This is a genomic window from Campylobacter canis (assembly GCF_045504005.1).
Taxonomy (GTDB): Bacteria; Campylobacterota; Campylobacteria; order Campylobacterales; family Campylobacteraceae; genus Campylobacter_A; species Campylobacter_A canis.
Window position 1 is genome coordinate 14,233 of record NZ_JBJJXH010000014.1, and the last position, 18,114, is coordinate 32,346.

The following is an 18,114-nucleotide window of genomic DNA, read 5'->3' on the forward strand; positions in this document are numbered from 1 at the left end:
ATTTTACTCTTCGTTATATTTTAAAAATACCTCTTTTTGACCTTTTGCCGGAACCATTACAGCCTCGCCTTTTTTGAAGTGTATCTCTACTCCATCATCGCTTATTAGTCTTGTTCCGCTTCCTGCAGGTGCGGCTTTTAGCTTAAATTTATTGCCTTTAGTATCTGTTAAAACAGCTGTTTCAAAATCATCCGCCGAGAATACGATAACTTTATACCCCGTGTTGTCCAGACTTGTAAATTCAATAGTTTTTACTGTTACAACATTCGCTTCAACAGGTAAATTTTGCTTTGTTGCAGTAGATGCACAACCGCTCAGAAGAGCAACAGCAGTCAAAGATGAAATTAGAATTTTTTTCATTTCTTGTCCTTTTTAAAAATATTACGCAAGATTAGCATAGAAAAGTAAATTTATATTATTTTAAGTTTTTATAGATGTGTCTTTTATTTAATTTGATTGAGAATTAATTAAATTTATTTGCTATTAAATTTTAATGGTAAAAGCGCGCCAAAACGCTCAAATTTTATCAAAGTATAAATTTAAACTCTTTAACCTCGCAAAACCCTATCATAGCGTTCATCACGGCAAATTTTTTAGCATTTAAAAGCCTTTGCACGCTTATATCATCTTCTTTTAAAAAGCCTTCTTCAAGCAGTCTTGCTCTTGTAGTTCCTTTTAAAAGAGGGGCTTCAGGCGTTATCCAGCCATCTTCAAAAATCGCTAAATTTGCGATACTTGTATCGGTTGCAAAGTTGTTTTTTATCATGATAATCTCTTCAAATTTGCATTTTGCGGTATCGATATCGCTTCTATCAAGAAATTTTTTAGAGTAGTCAAATTTAATATCAACAAGTTTAAATTCTCTAAATTCGCGCATTTCATAAGGAAAATACTGCGTATCGACAAGATTTCCGCTTGTATCATAAATCACTTTTGCTCTAACGACTCCGTCAAACGGCGAATTTAAAAGCTTATTTAGGTCAAATTTTGCTTTTACGCCCTCAAGTGAATCACTAATGCGGCGCTCGTGAAATTTTAAATTCTGCGGCGTAAAGCCCAAAATTTTAATCGTTTCAAATAGGAAAATTGGCTTTTGCCAAGAGTTCATCATACTCCCTTTTAGCTTCACTTTGAGCAGTAATTCCGCCACCGCTATAGAAATAAAGCCCATCATTTTCGCATTTTACAAATCTTATAAGCACAAAGCTTTGCAAAACTCGCCCGTCAAAATAGATAAAAATTCCCGTATAAAATCCGCGCGGGTTTAGCTCGCACTCTTTGATCACATCAAGTGCTTTTTGCTTTGGAGCTCCTGCGATAGAACCGGCCGGCAAAAGCGCTTCAAACACATCTCCAAAGCCCAAATTTTCGCGCAGTTTAGCGCTGATATGCGAACTTGTCTGATAAAGCGATCCAACCTGCTCGATAAAGCGAAATTTCTCAAGCCTAACCTCATCGCAGATACCTAAAAGCTCATCTTGCATAAGCTTTACCATAGCTCTTTGCTCGCTAATTTCTTTTTCGTCATTTAGCAAAATTTCTCTTGCGTTTGGCAAACTAGCATCGATAGTTCCCTTCATCGGATAGGTGTCGATACGCCCGTTTTCAATCCTTATAAAGGGCTCGGGCGTAAAACATATGAAGTCATCTTTTTTGTAAATGAGCGCTTTTGCGTTTGCGTGAGCGTAAATTTCATCCATACTCAAATTTGTCTTTATCCTAGTCCTAAAACACAAATTTAAAAGACTGATCTCGCCGCTTTTAAGATAAGACGATACTTTGTCAAATCTGGCTTTATACTCGCTAAATTCGATCGGAAATTTTTGCAGTTCGTATTTGATTTTATTATCATTTTTGGCATTTAGTTTAAATTTGATACCGAATTTATGTAATTCCTCAGGCGAACAAACTATATCAAATTCAGGAGTATCATAGCTAAGAAGAGCGACAAAAGGGGAGTCTTTAACGGAATTTAATCTATCTTTTATATCTTTAAGCAAATTTATAGCCTTGTGTGAATTTCAAAGCAAATAATAGCGAAGTTTTAAAAATAGATTTTGAAAATAGAAAAATTTAAAAGTAGTTAAAAGCCCTTTTAGGGCTTTTAAATAATTATCTGCAGCCGCAACCGCTTCCGCAAGTTGCAGGATGGATGTCGTTAATGTAAAATTTAACCGAGCCAAGACCCTCTTTAAGAGCCCACTCGTAAGCTACGGAGACGAAGTCCCAGTTGATATTTTCATAAAATCTCTCCAAATACGCAGGGCGAGCGTTTTTATGATCGATATAGTAAGCATGCTCCCAAACGTCCACAACAAGAAGCGGCACAAGACCTGTCGTAGGAGGTGTTGCAGCGTTTGAAGTCTGAACTATCTCAAGCTTGTCTGAGTTTGGATTATAAACCAACCACGCCCAGCCTGAACCAAATAGCGTCGTAGCGGCTTTTAAAAACTCCTCTTTGAAATTTGGGATATCTTTTTCAAGGCGAGCTTTAAGCTCTGCGCTCATTTCGCTTTTGCGCGCAATGCAATCCCAATAAAAGTCGTGATTATAAACCTGCGCGGCGTTGTTAAAGATACCGCCTGAGCTTTTCATCAAGATATCATAAAGCCCGGCTTTTTCAAATTCGGTGCCTTTTACGAGGTTATTTAAATTTGTAACGTAAGCTTGGTGGTGCTTGCCGTAGTGGTAGCTACAGGTGTCGCTGCTAACGATTGCGTTTGATGCGGGATCAAATGGTAATTTTCTAAGATTAAACATGGTCTATCTCCTTTTTTATAATGAAATTTGAACGAATTATAAGATAAAAAAGTAATTAAATTGTTAATAGGATAAAATTAGTATTATTTTCTAAGTTTCGTTTTTAGTGTATTTTTGTAACACTTTTCTAAAATTTTAATAAATTTTAAATATTAAATTTAAAGCTTGTAATCGTTCTATAAAAGATTTTTGTTACATTTTTACTCATATTAAAATAAATTTTTGGGAATTATCGAAACAAAATTGCCAAAATGTAATTTTTGTATTTTATAATTTCACTTAGCTATAAATAATTTGTAGTGAATCAAATTTTACACTAAGGATTCAAAATGAAACTTAAACTTCTCTCCGCACTTTTCTTAACTTGTGCGCTTGCGGGCAGCGCTTTTGCAGCTCAAAAGGTTTATACTATAAAATTTGCTCACGTTGTAGCCCCTACCACCCCAAAAGGTAAGGCGGCGGACTTCTTTGCTAAACGTGTTGAAGAGCTTAGCAAGGGAGCTATCAAAGTTCAAGTTTTCCCTTCCGCTCAGCTAATCGATGATGACCGTGTATTTGGCGCACTTAAACTAGGCAACGTTCAAATGGCGGCTCCAAGCTTTTCTAAATTTACGCCTATAGTTCCGCAGTTTCAGCTGTTTGACCTACCGTTTATATTCAAAGACGAAGCACACCTTCACAAAGTTCAAGACGGTGAAGTCGGCAAAGCTTTAAAAGATCTAGTTACCAAAAAAGGCTTTGTGGCGCTTGATTACTGGGATGCGGGATTTAAGCATTTTAGCTCAAGCAAAAAAGCTATCGTTGAACCAACAGACGCAAGCGGACAGAAATTTAGAATCCAAAGCTCAAAAGTTCTTGAAGAGCAGTTTAAAGTAGTTGGCGGAAACCCGCAAGTATTGCCGTTTTCAGAAGTTTATTCAGCACTTCAACAAAGAGTTGTAGATGCGACAGAAAACCCGCTTTCAAACTTCTATAACTCAAAATTCCATGAGGTTCAAAGCTCACTTACTCTTTCATCTCACGGATACTTGGGATATCTAGTAGTAATCAGCGAGAAATTCTGGAAGAGCCTACCTGAAGATATGAAAAAACACGTAAATCAGGCAATGACAGAGGCTACTGCTTATGAGCGCGAAGAAACCGCCAAAGAAGATGCGCACATAGTTGAGATGCTTGAAAAATACGCAAGCGAAACTAAAAAACTTGAGATTTTAAAGCTTGATGAAGCTCAAAAGGCTAAATGGGCGGAGGCTATGAAAGGAATTTATCCGAATTTCTATAAAGTCATAGGACAAGACCTAATCGAAAAAACTATAAATACAAAATAGGCTCTTGTAATGCAGAGATTCTTTGAAATTTTAGATATCGGCATCGCTTCTGTAAACAAGACGATAGCCGTGGTAGGCATAGTAGCTGGGACGCTGCTTGCCTTTGTTAACGTCGTAATGCGATATGTGTTTAATAGTGGCTTTTCCTGGGCGGGAGAGGCCACTAATTATCTATTTATATGGTCTGCTTTTTTTGCCGCGGCATACGGGTTTAAAAAGGGCATACACATATCAGTTACTATTCTTATAGAGAAATTTCCTCCTCAACTAGCAAAGATATATCTTGTATTTTCAAGCATTTTAACTACGGCTTTTTTACTTTTTATAGTGGTTTACAGCATTCAGTATCTACAAATTTTACATGAGCTTGAATTTATGAGCGTGGATTTAAATATGCCTCAGTGGATACCTATGCTAGTGCTTCCTATAGCGTTTTTAGGAGCCAGCTATAGAGCCGGCGAAAAGATCATAGAGATATCAAAGACTCCTGCGGACAAAGTTATCAGAAATGCCGAAGCAGAGATGATAAAAGACACCGTAAGCGTAGATAAGTAAGGACAAGCGATGACTATAGCATTTTTATTTATATGTCTATTTGGACTTATGCTTATCGGCGTTCCCGTAGCTATCTCTCTTGGAGCAAGCACCGTTCTTACGATGCTGTTTTTTACCGATCTTGATGTGGCAACTATACCTCAGCTTATATTTGACGGTATCAACAAATTCTCTCTAATGGCGATTCCTATGTTTATCTTAGCGGGAAATTTGCTAAGCAAGGGTGGCTCGGCTAGAAGAATTATAGATTTTGCAAAGTCTATGGTAGGACACCTCCCCGGCGGACTTCCTATGAGTGCGATATTTGCTTGTATAATTTTTGCCGCAGTTAGCGGAAGTTCTCCTGCTACGGTTGTTGCTATCGGCTCCATTATGTTTGCTGCGATAAAAGAGGCAGGCTATCCGCCTTCTTATGCGGTTGGCGGTATCGCAACTGCCGGCTCTTTGGGAATTCTAATACCGCCTTCGGTTGTTATGATCGTTTATGGTGTAACGGCTGAAGTAAGTATCGGCAAGCTATTTATGGCTGGTGTTATCCCGGGTATGCTTCTTGGAGCTATGATGCTAGCACAAACCTATTTTGGGGCAAAGAGACTTGGATTTACAGCGGGCACTCCTGAGCCTATGGGCGAGAGAATCAAAAAATTTAGCAAAGCGTTTTGGGCTCTACTTATCATAGTTGTCGTAATCGGCGGAATTTACGGAGGAATCTTTACTCCTACCGAAGCTGCAGCTGCAAGTGCCGTATATGCGCTGTTTATCTCGCTTTTTGTTTATAGGGATATTAAGATAAAAGATCTTTGGAGTATCTGCCTTGACTCTGCGATGACTACAGCGATGATATTTTTTATCATCACAAACGCAGTTGTGTTTGCCTACTTGCTTACAAGCGAGCAAATTCCGCAAGCCATAGCAGACGCTATACTTGGTGCAAACATCGGCAAAATCGGATTTTTAATCTTTGTAAACATTATCCTTTTCATCATGGGTCAGTTTATGGAGCCTTCAAGCGTGGTTATGATCATGGTTCCGCTGTTGCTTCCTATCGCGCTTCAGCTTGGCATAGATCCGATCCACTTTGGTATCGTGCTGATCGTAAACATGGAGATAGGCATGATAACGCCGCCTGTCGGGCTTAACTTATTTGTCGCAAGCGGACTAACGGGCATGAATCTAAAAGATGTCATCATGGCTTGCTTGCCTTGGACGCTTACACTATTTATAGGACTTATACTTATCACATACATCCCGGAAATTTCACTCTGGCTTCCGAATTTGATGTATGGAAATTAAAATTTACTAGGTCGGAAAATATATCCGACCTACCCCTCTTATCTTTTTATGATATTAAAGCAAAGATTATTAGCAAATTTATATAAGTGAAATTTAGTGCGGATATTAAACGATTTAAAGCCTTATAGGAAATTTTAAAGCTATCGATATAAAGAAAAAGGCGTAAATTTAAACTCTACTGCAAGCATAAATTTAGCCTTTTAAACGATAAAATTTAAAGCGGTTAAATTAGGCAAAGACAAACCTCAAGCTACATCTCGTAGCTATCTTCTTCATCTTCGTCCTCATAGCTATAGTCGTTTTCGTCGTAGTTGTAATTATAGCCGTTAGCGTCGCTCTCATCGTCGTATTCGGCATAATCCTCTATCTCTTCATCTTCGTATTCAAATTCATCACCCATCATGATAACTCCTTTAGTGTTTTATCTATGTCTTTTAAATTTTCAAGATATACGCTTTGGCTAGGGAATGCAAAGCTAAGTCCGTTCGCCTCGACTATATCCATGATTTTTAGCATCACATCTTGCTTAACCGCCAAGAAATCGCCCCAAATAATTGTCTTAGAAAAGCAATATATCATAATATTTATACTGCTATCGGCAAATTCATCAACCACTACAAACAAATTTGTCTTATAGCCTGCAAGGTCATCTACCGAAACTATATTTTGCCTAAATCTTGATGAAAAATGCGTGCTTTTTGACGCAAGATCTTCAGGTTTTGCTATAGCCGGATGGTTTAAAAGCATATTTCTTATATCGTCTGCACATTTTTTCACCTGAGCCGAAGTCGCACCGTATTCAAGTCCCACATTCATTCTGATTCGCCTACCCAAACGACGCCTGCTCCAGTTTCTAATCGGATCGCTAGCAAGCTTTAAATTCGGCACAAAGATAAGCGCATTATCAAATGTCCTAACTGTCGTTTTTCTAAGTCCTATCTCAACCACCGTTCCTTCGATATCTCCGCACACTATCCAGTCTCCTTGCGAAAAAGAATTGTCAAACAAAAGCATGACCGAAGCAAAGAAATTCGCAAGTATATCTTTAGCTGCTAAAGCGACCGCAAGACCGCCGATACCAAGAGATGCTATGATCGCACTTACGTTAAAGCCAAGGCGGCTTAGTATGGCTAAAAGCGCTATTACGACGATAATAAAATAAATTATCTTAAGGATCAGATTTATAACCTCTTTGCGTCCGCTTTTTTTGGTTATCTCGCTGATAAAGACTATGCCATAGCCGTTAAGCATGCCAAGTATCAGCCAAGCTGTCGAAAAGATAAAGACTATTGATGAATAATTTGCAAATTTAAGCGGAACCGGCGCAGGATAATAAAATATCGCCAAGCAAATTTCAATCGCATGCATAGTAAGCATGAAAAGCATCGGTCGCTTTATGATGTTGATAACCCTATCTTTGGTCTCTTCCTCTTGATTTCCCTTAGGATACATTTTGATCATAAAAAGATAGGTGATCTTTGATAATATCCTAGTAAAAGAGATAAAAAATATAAATACAAATAATATTATGATTATTTTTCCGAAATTTACACCGTCTATTTTAAAAGGAATTTTCTCATTTACAAAATCAATGGCGACTCGCAAATTTAGCTCTGAAAAAACGTAATTTGAGCTCATTAAATCAGCATTATCTTTAAGATAGACTAAAATTTCCTCAAAAGTTTTTCTATGAAGCTCTAGCCCCTCAAAAGCACCTATAAATTCCTCTGTTAAGGCGGGGTCTATCCCCTCTCTTATCTCCTTTGTGTTTGCGTAGGATGTGGTTTGAAGGTTTAGCAGCGTCTCTTCTATGAAAGTTTTTACTTTCGCGGGTTTGGCTCTTTCGTTAAAAAGCTTTTCTAGTCCAAGCACCGAGCTATAAAAAATCTCATCTATATTCATCTTTTGAAGCTCAATGGCGTTTTGGATATACATACGTTTATTACTACTATTTTTTAGTCTTTTTACCCTGCTTTCGAGATTTGATTTTTCTTGTTTGAATTTATCTATCTCATCTTTGCCTACTTTAGCTTGCATTAAAAGGGACGGAATTTGATCCAAAAGCTGATTTTTCTTTACTAAAATTCCTTTAAAAAGACTATTTGCATCGGCGGTTTCGTTTTTATCGGTTGCTTGAGCCTTTACTAAGGCTATTTGATTATTTATCTTGTCGATCTGCCTTACGATAACGACTATATCGACATCATCAAGCTCTACTGCGATCAAATTTAAAGGCAGGATAATAAAACTAAAAATAGCCAAAATCATCTTTTTCATCTATCAACTCCAAGTAATCTAAAACTCTTTGAAACTACGTTATAGTTATAAATTTCGCCCGTCTCTATGATGTAGTGCCACACATAAATTTTAAGACTTCCGTCTCTAAATTTTGCTTTTACATCAGGATAAGTAAGCAAATTTTCATAAGAATTTATGACATTTAATCTCTCTGTTAGCCACTCTCTCCTTGCGCTATCTTTAGGATCAGGCAAAAACCCTTCGACTCTCTTTTTAATCGGATCAAGCAAATTTAGCCATCTTTTCACGTTTGGCGTATTTTTAAATTTACCCTCGTCAAGATAAAGTGCTGCACATCCTCCGCAGTTGCTGTGTCCGCAGATTATGACGTTTTCGACATTTAGCGTTTGCAAGGCATACTCGATAGCCGAAGTTGTAGCTAGATACTCCTGACTGGTTCTGTAAGGAGGAATTATATTTGCGATATTTCGCACCACGACAAGATCGCCGGGCATTGTATTTGTGATCAAATTTGGCACCACTCGCGAGTCGATACAGCCTACAAAAAGAGTATGTGGAATTTGCTTTTGTCCAAGACTTTCAAACAGCTCTTTGTGCTCTAAAAAGCCCTCTTCCATGAATTTAACAGCGCCGTCTAAAAGTGCCTCCATCGCTACTCCGAAATTTTATTTTTTTTAAATTATATCAAAAACGCTCTCAAGGTTGGTTAACGGCTTGTGAAATAACATTTTTTAGTGGTTTTAAAAAATCTTTTATACTTTATTTACTATTTTTTAGATAAATTTATAAAAAATTACATAAGGAGAATTGATGAGTTTATACAATAGAAATTATGCAAACTCACACGAACAAGAGTTGGCGAGAGAGTATTCTCAAAGCTCGCTTAGCACGTTTATCAAGCAGACTTACCAGCTGTTTGCCGCTTCACTTCTAGCAGCAAGCGTTGGGGCATATGTCGGTCTTGGCATAGCGCATATGTTTATAGGAAATTTACCTCTATTCATCGGACTTGTAGTGGTTGAGCTGGGGCTTTTATTCGGTCTTATGGCAGCTAAACGCAAAGCGGGATTAAATTTAGTATTGCTTTTTGCATTTACGTTTGTTAGCGGTCTTACGCTTACTCCGCTTCTAGCTTCGGTTTTAGCGATGCCGGGCGGCGCTAGCATAGTGGCTCAAGCATTTACGCTTACGACTGTTGCATTCGGTGCATTAAGCGTGTTTGCGATGAATACAAAAAGAGATTTTACAGCTATGGGCAAAATGCTCTTTATCACGCTTATCGTAGTAATAGTAGCGGCTATTATGAATCTATTTTTCAAAAGTCCGATTTTTCAGCTTGTTATCTCAAGCGTAAGCGCGATTTTATTTAGTGCATACATCCTTTACGATACGCAAAATATCATTCGAGGTAACTACGAAACTCCGATAGAAGGAGCGGTTGCACTATATCTTGACTTTGTAAATCTATTTACTTCACTGCTTCAAATTTTAGGAATCCTAAATAGAGAATAAAATGAGCGGCGATTTAAATGAGCGTATTTACAGAGTAATTGACGCAAATTTAAATAGACTCAAAGAGGGTTTAAGAGTCGTTGAGGACATCAGAAGATATGTCTTTGACGACTTTGTCCTCTCTTCTAAAATCAAAACACTCAGGCACAAAGCCAAAATCAACTCAAGCGAATTTATCAAATTTAGAGACGCTAAAAATGATGTGCTAAAACCAAGCGTAAAAAGCGAATTTGATAGAGCAAATTTAGCGGATCTACAAATAGCAAATTTAAAACGCGCACAAGAGAGTGCAAGGGTTTTAGAGGAATGCTTTAAGCTTATCGATGCTACAAATTCGGAAATTTTCAAATCCATCAGATACGATCTTTACGAAATCGAAAAAGAAATTTAGAGAATTTTTAAAACTTTTTTAGTATAATCGCTACTAATTATTTTCAAATTTAAAGGATTTTTTGTGAGTTCATTCTTTTTGGTTTTACAATTCGTTTTAGCGGCAATTTTAACCGTAGCCGTCTTGCTTCAAAAGAGCTCTTCAATCGGACTTGGCGCATACAGCGGAAGTAACGAAAGCTTATTTGGCGCAAAAGGGCCTGCGGGATTTTTGGCTAAATTTACTTTTGTGGTTGGCGTTATTTTCATCTTAAACACACTTGCCTTAGGTTACACTTACAACACTCAAACAAAAAAATCGCTAATTGATAGCGTAGATACGAAAAACATTACAGTTCCGGCTCCTAGCGCAACTCCGGCCGCGCCTGTCGCACCAAGTGCTCCTGCTGCACCTATAGCGCCGGCTAAATAAATTTGCGAGAAAAAAGTGGCTAAAAATATCTGTTTGAAATTTTGCTTGGCGTTTTTGCTTACAAGCGTTTCTCTTTGGGCTGATGCACATATATTTAACTATCATAGATTTAACGATCCAAGACACCCAAGCACTAATATCTCTAATGAAAATTTAAGAGAGCAGTTTGAGTTTTTCAAAAATAACGGATATGAGGTCATACCTCTTTCAAAACTAGTAGAAGCGCTAAAAAACGGCGAAGAAATTCCGGATAAATGGGTAGTTTTAACGGTAGATGACGGATACAAGAGCTTTTATGAAAATGGGCTTCCGATATTTATCGAGTACGGATATCCATTTGCTTTGATGGTTTACGTTGAAGCAAGTGCCAAAAAATACGGCGATTTCATGACCTTTGAGCAGATCAAAGAGGCAGCAAAATACGGCGAAATCGGCTATCACTCATACGGGCACCTTCACATGGTGGGTCTTAGTAACGATAGATTAAGATATGATTTTGAAGACGGCATTAGAATTTTTGAAAAGCACATGGGCTATAAGCCAAAGTATTTTGCCTATCCGTACGGAGAATACAACGATAAAGTAAGAAATATGTCCGTAGAATACGGGCTTGAGGTTTTACTAGCTCAAAATTCAAGCGCGGTCGGCAAAGGTAGCGACCTGCTTGAGCTTGACAGAACTCCGCTTATGGATGGAACCGATCTAAAGGCTGCTCTTGCTATCAAATTTTTAAAAGCCGAATGGGTAATGCCAAAAGACTATCCAAAAAACAATAAAATAGACGAGGTTGTAATTAAAACCGACGAAAATGCGTCATTTGGATATTTTTCCGCAACAAGTAAAGGTACTAAAAAAGTAAAGCTTGAAGACGGTCAAATGAGGATCAAATTTAAAGAGCCTATCGACAGATACAAAGTAAGAATGAGCCTAAAAGTAAACGGCAAAACGACAACAAAAATTCTAGTAAAGGATATAAATGCTGAATGAAATTTATAACAAACAAAAAGAGTCTTGCGACAGATGCATAGACGGCCTTAAGCGCGACTTTTCAACCCTTCGCACAGGTAAAGTAAGCATAAGCATAGTTGATAACATCTTTGTTGATTATTACGGAAGTCAAACTCCGCTAAATCAAGTTGCAACCGTACTAACAAGCGACGCAAGCACTATCAGCATAACTCCGTGGGAAAAATCAATGCTAAAAACTATCACGGCAGCGATCTCTGCGGCAAATATAGGCGTAACGCCAAACAACGACGGCGAGAGTGTGAAGCTGTTTTTTCCTCCTATGACGGTTGAGCAACGCCAAGAAAATGCAAAGCATGCAAAAGCCATGGGCGAAAAGGCGAAAGTAAGCGTTAGAAACATAAGAAAAGACGCTAACGATGATGTAAAAAAACTTGAAAAAGACAAATCAATCACCGAGGACGAGAGCAAGAAAGCTCAAGACGAAGTGCAAAAAATAACCGATTCATACACTACTAAAATTGATACTTTAGTAAAAGAAAAAGAGGCTGAACTACTTAAAGTTTAAGCCTAAATTTACGGCTTGTCACTCTAAACAAGCCGTAATCTCTAGCTTGCAAATTTAGCCGAAATTTATAAAGGAGAGCGATGAGTGCGCTTTTACCTATCTTGCAACAAATCAAACCCACCATCTCATCTCATAAGATCGAAATTTTAACAGCCTTTGCGTTTACGCTCGCCGCTTTGTTTTTGCCGTATAAATTTTTAGAAGCAAACTTTGAATACTGGCTATTTTCGCCACTTTATCTAGTCGTAATCTATCTAAGCAGGTACAATAAATTTGCTTATACATGCTCTATTTTAGTGCCGATAATCGGCTCTTTTATTGTTTATGCCCTAGAGTATAAAAGTGATTTTTACTTCCATAATGAAAAATTTTGGGCTGTTTATACTATAGCGGCGATTGCGCTTTTGGCTGATAAATTTGCAAAAGACGACGAAGGATTTATCAAAAATGCGATAAGTAAGATTTTAAATTTAGCCTTGGCGTTTGGTATATTTGCACTACTAGCCATCATTATAAGCTTGATAATTGCGGCATTTGACTACTTTTTTGATACCGATTTGTATAGAGTAAATTTTTTGGTCAACTTTCACGTGGCAAATTTTATCGCGCTCGTGCCGTTTTTATTTCTGCTTTTTGAGGATAAATTTTATTTTAGGGATTCAAACCAACTTTTAAAAAACATTTTAAATTTCATCCTGACACCCACTCTTATCATCTACACAGGCATACTTTATCTTTATATGGCAAATATCGCCTTTATAAGCGGCTTGCCAAAGGGCGGAGTTGCGATTGTCGTGCTTATTTATCTGCTTGCGGGATTTATCCTAACAGCCTTAGATAATGTGGTAAATTTGGGTTCAAGCAGTACTCTTAAAACAAGTAAAATCTCAAATTTTTATAAATTTTTTGCCTATCTAGGATCAGCCACTCTCATACTTTTATGGGTTGGAATTTTAGAGCGAACGGATACATATGGTCTAACTCCAAGCAGAATTTATCTCATCGCAGCAGCTACCCTAGCAACGATAATCTACATGCTAATGATGGTTAAAAGGTTATTTTCTTATAGAATTTGTGCCGTTATAAGCGTGAGTCTAATCTTGATAACATTTTTTGTTATAGATGCCAGAGGAATTTCGCTCAATTCGCAAATTTCAAGGATGCACTCTTATCTAAACGAGCTAAATTTAACCGACCAAAACGGTGAAATAAAAAAGATAGACATCTCAAATTTAAGCTCAAATGACAAGATTAAACTAACCGATATGGCGTATGCTATCAAAAACCTAGACAACAACTACTCTTTGCCAAACAATGAAAATTTACTTAATGAACTAACGCATTATGGCTACTTGCCAAGGACCGCCAAAGAGGCGACCGAGTATAGAAGCTTAAAGCTAAGTAGCACTCAGATTGCACTATCTGGATACAAAAACTTGATAGTAGATAGCTTAAACTACGAAAGAGAGGCATTGCAAGAGCAGGGTTTCATAGAAATTTTTAAAGATGATCAAAAAATCGCATCAATCAACATGAACGATCATATTAAGCGCGTATTTGAGAAGCGAGGGCTTGATTTTTACACTATTTATTCTTACGAAATTATAAATCAGCTTGCAGACGATCTGCTTGTGATATACACAGAGAAAGGAGTGCTTGTGATAGACTGGCTTGAGCTTAAAGTGAGTCCAAGTCAAGGCTACAGCCTACTTAGAGCCACGCCTGCTTTCTTTTTAGAAAAAGAGTAGCTTAAGCGCTTGCGTGCTAAGATAAACCTAAAAATTTCAAAGGCTAAAATATGAATTTAGAGCAAATTTACAAAGATGCAGGCGCTTATCTTAAGGGGCATTTTCTACTAACTAGCGGCAACCACTCGCAGTTTTATCTACAAAGTGCAAAAGTGCTTGAAAATCCGATAATAGCAGGCAAATTAGCCGATGAACTGGCTCGCGTGATATCTGAAGCGGGAGTTAAATTTGACACCGTGTGCTCGCCTGCAATAGGTGGAATTTTAGCAGGATATGAGCTTGCTCGCGCAGCAAAAAAGAGGTTTATATTTACCGAAAGAGTTGATAGAGTGATGACTCTGCGCCGCGGCTTTGAAGTGCATGAGGGCGAGAAATTCGTCATCTGCGAAGATATCATCACCACAGGTGGCTCCGCGCTTGAGGCGGCAAATATTATCAGGGACCTTGGCGGAGAGGTGGTTGCATTTGCAGCACTTGCAAGCAGAGGCTTTTGTCCGCTAACAAATTTAAAAAACGAGCGCAAGCCAAGCTGCAAGCTGCCAAGCGATCTTCCGATCTTTGCGCTTGGAAATTTTGAATTTGAAATTTACGAACCGCAAAACTGCCCACTATGCAAGGATGGCAGCATAGCCATAAAGCCGGGCAGCAGAGGAAATTAACAAATTTTAGCGGATTTAAGCAGGGATAATTTAAATTTATCCTGCTCCTAGTAGAGCAAATTTAATATCAAAACAGGAGTAAATTTGGCAAAGCAAAAAGCAATCATCGCAAGCGTGCCTTCGCGGATAAAGGCCTTTATAGCCGATGTTTTTTTCATACTTATGCCAATTCTTTATATCACGACTTACGCTGTTTTAGACGGCAAAAACGAGTTTCAAAACAACCAGCTGGCAATCTTTATCACAAATTTTTTATTTGGAGTTATCATCTGCATTTTTCAAAGCATCAAAGCGCAAACTCCAGGCTATAAAAGCCAAGACATATACCTTGTGAATTTAAAAAATGGGCAAAAGTTAGGATTATTTCACGCATTTCTTCGCTATGTATGCTTTGTTTTAGCGGGTTTTAGTTTGATTGGAATTTGCTTATGTTTTTTCCGAAAAGACAGGCTAAATTTGCACGATTTGCTTACAAATTCAGCTGCGGTTAGCAAGAAATAAAATAACCGATAGCGATATTTAAAACTTTATTTATCAATCTTGTAAAGTTGCAAAAAATATAATGAGAAATACTAATTCTAGACAAGAATAATTATAAAATATAAAATTGATTATGCAAAAAAATGAGATAGTTAATAAAAAATAGGCTCTATTAAAATACTTCATTGATATTTCTTGACAAAAAATACTAATCTGAATCGCTATATCCGTAAAACACTAAAGAGATACTGCAAATTTAAGAAGCTATTAACATAGATTGTTGCTTTAGGACATTATCGTCTTTTATACAATATTTAGTTGCATTTTTTGGAATCTAAAATATCATAATCAACACTATATTTTAACAGAGCCAAAAAATATAATTAGATATAACCCGAGCCAAATGGCTCAGGTTATAAAGATATTATATAACGTTTATATCGTTATCTACTTCTATTTTAACGGTTCTGGTAGCGCCGCTATCTGTTGTAACCGTGGATTCGTATGTAGTATATCCATTTGTCGATTGGTTTTGAGCCTTAGTGAATCCTTTAAGTTCTACTTCGTTACCGGTCGTATTATTAGCAGCTTGTATTACAAATGTTACGTCACCGCTATCCTTATCCATAATATCGAGTATATCTTGAGCATCTATGCCCGCTAGCTTATTATTGCTATCGTTAAATCTAATTCGCTCAAAATTCTCAATCTTAGCATCAAGTTCGGCTTGATCTATCTTACTAAAGTCGATAGTTTCTCCGCTTCCGGCATCAGATAGTGAGCTTTTTGATCTATTGCTTACGGTAAGAGTATCATATCCTTCTCCGCCATCTAGAATCGCATCTTCTATTGTTATCTTTTCTCCTTCGAATCTAAACGCCTCAAAAGTAGTTATATTATCGTTTCCGGATTCGCCATATACCTTATCCACTCCTACTCCGCCACAAAGTTCGGCATCGCCACCTTCACCGCCGTGTATCGTATCATCACCCTCTCTACCGTATATACTATCAGCTCCTGTGCCACCGCTTATAAAATCATCTCCGTGGTTACCAAAGATAATATCATTACCATCACCACCGTGTATCGTATCGTCCCCGTAACCGCCATTGATATAGTCACCGCCTTCGCCACCGTAAATATTATCCTTACCGTCTCCGCCAAAGATAATATCGCGATCTCCCCCGCCGTGTATGATATCATCGCCTGAACCGGATAGTATAATATCTTTGCCGTCGCCTCCTAATATTACATCATCATCGCCGGTATGACTCATATTCTTGTCTATAGCCAAAGTATCTTTGCCTACTATAGGTTTAACCATATCCAGAACCTCTTGTAGCTTCTCATCGGCTTGTTGAGTTCCGTCTTTGCCGTTTAGCCATCTAAGGTTATTTCTAAGAGCTTGGATCTCATCCCTAGTTTCGCCAAAGCTATCAATTACGCCCGATACTATAATATCATCTCCGCTACCAGCATTGATATAATCATCCCCTCTGCCGGTAAGAATTTTGTCTTTACCCGAACCGGTAAATACATCATCATTACCGTAAGAAGTTGTAACCTTACTATCAACACCTGCAACACCTGCGACATCTCTTAGCTCTACTCTTGTATTTTTAGCTATATCTTCTATAGAAAATTGGTGTTTGATATTTTCAAAATTTCCCTCATAGACTATACTAAATGTTCCGTCAGGATTTAGTTTAAATCCTCCTTTAGGATCAATAACATTACCTTTTTCATCTATTAACTTAAATGCGCCATTATTAAAGTGCTCTTCTAGTTTATAACTCTCAGTTACGCCTTTATCGATCACTATTCCACTAAATACGGTCGTATTATTGGTTGCATCGTATTTAGCAACTAAATCTCTAATCATAGGTGCATTGTAATCAACGGTAAATCTAACGGTGTTACTATCCACCGGACCATCTATTTTAAGATCATAAACGCCGTCTTTTAATCCTGCATTAGGATTTCTTGCATATAAATCGTCTGACCCAATATCTGCTTTTATAAACGGTCTATTTTCAACTTCTTCTTTCCATAGTCCATCTTCCTTGGACTCTGCTACGACATAATCTTTATAAGTCTTATTTGCATCCGCCTCTATAGCTGCTTTGACTTTGTCGTCAACGCCTATTTTATTTATAGGAATTTCTACGCTCGCATTTGTATCAACATCGGTAGCTATAATCTTTGGATTATAAGATTTTAACTCTTCTGCCACAATACCTGAAATATGAGGATTTCTATCATTTGAAATAATTCTAGAACCATCATATCTAAATCCCGAATCATTTAGCTCCATGCTTTTAGCGTCAGGATTATAAGTATTAACACTATCGTTAGTAGTTAAATCATGACTATTGAAAATTTGAGTTATTTCAAAATCAGGAAGAAGAGTTGCCGAATCGCTAGCTTCTTCACTGGCATTTTTATTTGAATCCTCTAAAACAGCCTTGACTATAGCCTCTTTGCCGTATTTAACAGGAACATCTATAAATACTCCCGGTGACTTTAGTCCATCTAATGGAGTTTTAAGCGTATCTTCAGTTACTTTGTATTCCAAAGTCTCTATTTTGGCATCAGGTCCGCTTCCTATAATAACAGTAATTTTTAGAACATCGCCGATTTGAGCACCGTCAGGAAGCTCTACTGCAACTTTTGATGTTTTAGATCCGTCTGTAGAATTCTCCGTGTCACTAATAATTGAATTATTATCACTATCTTCTATAAATGTTACTGTTGGTTTGCTTGGTACGCCAAAATCTACAGTCACTTTATCCTCTACCGTGAATGACTTGCCTAAAGTTGCAGACTCTATAAATGCCTCAGCTCTTAGCTTGTCTCCGTTATTGATTTTTACCTCAAAATTGGCACCTTCTTCGCTAAGCATATCAGGAGTAATCTCTCCTTTTTTAACCTCCAGCAAGACTTTTCCCTTATCGTCAAAAACTTTAAATGTTATCTTGTCTCCCGGTTGCACCTCCTGAAGAACTTTAACCCTTACAGTAGTTGTTTCAGGCTTATCTTTATTCTCATTTCTAGATAATACGTAATTATCGTCAAGATCTTCTACAAATTTAATAGAAGGAATGGCCTTAGGAGCTTCTGGTTGAGGATTGATAGGGTCTATAGCACCTTTTTCTATAGTAAGGTCGTCTGTGGATTTAGGACT

Annotated in this window: 19 protein-coding genes; 11 read left to right on the plus strand and 8 right to left on the minus strand. The window is 37.6% G+C overall.

Features of this window, described 5'->3' with window-relative positions; genetic code table 11:
- Positions 1–3: 3 nt before the first annotated feature.
- From ACHJH3_RS10565 to sodB, 4 genes are all read right to left on the minus strand, one after another.
- A complete protein-coding gene (locus ACHJH3_RS10565; RefSeq protein ID WP_407064769.1) occupies positions 4–360 on the minus strand; it encodes a hypothetical protein in 357 nt (118 codons plus the stop codon).
- Positions 361–526: 166 nt separating this feature from the next.
- Positions 527–1,108: an aminotransferase class IV gene (locus ACHJH3_RS10570; RefSeq protein WP_407064770.1), complete on the minus strand. Its 582-nt coding sequence runs from the start codon at positions 1,106–1,108 to the stop codon at positions 527–529.
- Positions 1,074–2,000 (minus strand): aminodeoxychorismate synthase component I, encoded by a 927-nt coding sequence (locus ACHJH3_RS10575; RefSeq protein WP_407064771.1) that lies wholly within the window; start codon positions 1,998–2,000, stop codon positions 1,074–1,076. The genes ACHJH3_RS10570 and ACHJH3_RS10575 overlap by 35 nt, the downstream gene beginning before the upstream one ends.
- 112 nt (positions 2,001–2,112) lie before the next feature.
- A complete protein-coding gene (gene sodB / locus ACHJH3_RS10580; protein WP_169943168.1) occupies positions 2,113–2,760 on the minus strand; it encodes a superoxide dismutase [Fe] in 648 nt (215 codons plus the stop codon).
- Between the two features lie 329 nt (positions 2,761–3,089).
- Between sodB and ACHJH3_RS10585 the strand changes: the two genes are divergently transcribed.
- Genes ACHJH3_RS10585 through ACHJH3_RS10595 form a run of 3 tightly spaced genes read left to right on the plus strand, consistent with a single transcriptional unit; the run spans position 3,090 to position 5,936 of the window.
- Complete coding sequence (locus ACHJH3_RS10585; protein ID WP_407064772.1) at positions 3,090–4,088, plus strand: DctP family TRAP transporter solute-binding subunit; 999 nt, start codon at positions 3,090–3,092, stop codon at positions 4,086–4,088.
- 9 nt (positions 4,089–4,097) lie between these two features.
- The gene (locus ACHJH3_RS10590) at positions 4,098–4,643 is read left to right on the plus strand and encodes a TRAP transporter small permease (protein WP_172201924.1); all 546 of its coding nucleotides are present in this window, start codon (positions 4,098–4,100) and stop codon (positions 4,641–4,643) included.
- A gap of 9 nt (positions 4,644–4,652) precedes the next feature.
- Positions 4,653–5,936, plus strand: coding sequence for a TRAP transporter large permease (locus tag ACHJH3_RS10595; protein ID WP_407064773.1), 1,284 nt, complete (start codon positions 4,653–4,655; stop codon positions 5,934–5,936).
- A 250-nt stretch (positions 5,937–6,186) separates the two neighbouring features.
- Here the strand turns inward: ACHJH3_RS10595 and ACHJH3_RS10600 are convergent, their stop codons facing one another.
- From ACHJH3_RS10600 to ACHJH3_RS10610, 3 genes are read right to left on the minus strand one after another with little or no spacing between them, the layout of a single operon-like run.
- The gene (locus tag ACHJH3_RS10600) at positions 6,187–6,339 is read right to left on the minus strand and encodes a hypothetical protein (RefSeq protein WP_169943098.1); all 153 of its coding nucleotides are present in this window, start codon (positions 6,337–6,339) and stop codon (positions 6,187–6,189) included.
- Positions 6,336–8,213 carry a mechanosensitive ion channel family protein gene (locus ACHJH3_RS10605; protein WP_407064774.1) on the minus strand — a complete coding sequence of 626 codons (1,878 nt, stop codon included), beginning with the start codon at positions 8,211–8,213 and terminating at the stop codon, positions 6,336–6,338. Before ACHJH3_RS10605 ends, ACHJH3_RS10600 begins: the two co-directional genes overlap by 4 nt.
- Complete coding sequence (locus ACHJH3_RS10610) at positions 8,210–8,845, minus strand: carbonic anhydrase (RefSeq protein ID WP_407064775.1); 636 nt, start codon at positions 8,843–8,845, stop codon at positions 8,210–8,212. Before ACHJH3_RS10610 ends, ACHJH3_RS10605 begins: the two co-directional genes overlap by 4 nt.
- Positions 8,846–9,005: 160 nt before the next feature.
- Between ACHJH3_RS10610 and ACHJH3_RS10615 the strand changes: the two genes are divergently transcribed.
- From ACHJH3_RS10615 to ACHJH3_RS10650, 8 genes are all read left to right on the plus strand, one after another.
- Positions 9,006–9,707, plus strand: a complete 702-nt coding sequence (locus ACHJH3_RS10615; protein ID WP_169943120.1) for a Bax inhibitor-1/YccA family protein — start codon at positions 9,006–9,008, stop codon at positions 9,705–9,707.
- A gap of 1 nt (position 9,708) precedes the next feature.
- The gene (locus ACHJH3_RS10620; RefSeq protein ID WP_172201921.1) at positions 9,709–10,098 is read left to right on the plus strand and encodes a thiamine-phosphate pyrophosphorylase; all 390 of its coding nucleotides are present in this window, start codon (positions 9,709–9,711) and stop codon (positions 10,096–10,098) included.
- Positions 10,099–10,161: 63 nt separating this feature from the next.
- Positions 10,162–10,509 (plus strand): preprotein translocase subunit SecG, encoded by a 348-nt coding sequence (secG, locus tag ACHJH3_RS10625; RefSeq protein WP_169943118.1) that lies wholly within the window; start codon positions 10,162–10,164, stop codon positions 10,507–10,509.
- Positions 10,510–10,524: 15 nt separating this feature from the next.
- Positions 10,525–11,496, plus strand: a complete 972-nt coding sequence (locus ACHJH3_RS10630) for a polysaccharide deacetylase family protein (protein WP_407064776.1) — start codon at positions 10,525–10,527, stop codon at positions 11,494–11,496.
- Positions 11,486–12,043, plus strand: a complete 558-nt coding sequence (gene frr, locus ACHJH3_RS10635) for a ribosome recycling factor (RefSeq protein ID WP_407064777.1) — start codon at positions 11,486–11,488, stop codon at positions 12,041–12,043. Before ACHJH3_RS10630 ends, frr begins: the two co-directional genes overlap by 11 nt.
- A gap of 80 nt (positions 12,044–12,123) precedes the next feature.
- Positions 12,124–13,791 (plus strand): DUF4153 domain-containing protein, encoded by a 1,668-nt coding sequence (locus ACHJH3_RS10640; protein ID WP_407064778.1) that lies wholly within the window; start codon positions 12,124–12,126, stop codon positions 13,789–13,791.
- Positions 13,792–13,841: 50 nt separating this feature from the next.
- Entirely contained in the window at positions 13,842–14,450 is a 609-nt protein-coding gene (gene pyrE, locus ACHJH3_RS10645) for an orotate phosphoribosyltransferase (RefSeq protein ID WP_407064779.1), read from the plus strand.
- 84 nt (positions 14,451–14,534) lie between these two features.
- Positions 14,535–14,951, plus strand: a complete 417-nt coding sequence (locus ACHJH3_RS10650; protein ID WP_407064780.1) for an RDD family protein — start codon at positions 14,535–14,537, stop codon at positions 14,949–14,951.
- Between the two features lie 403 nt (positions 14,952–15,354).
- Here the strand turns inward: ACHJH3_RS10650 and ACHJH3_RS10655 are convergent.
- Positions 15,355–18,114 (minus strand): calcium-binding protein (locus ACHJH3_RS10655; protein ID WP_407064781.1); only part of this gene is annotated, 2,760 nt, incomplete at its 5' end.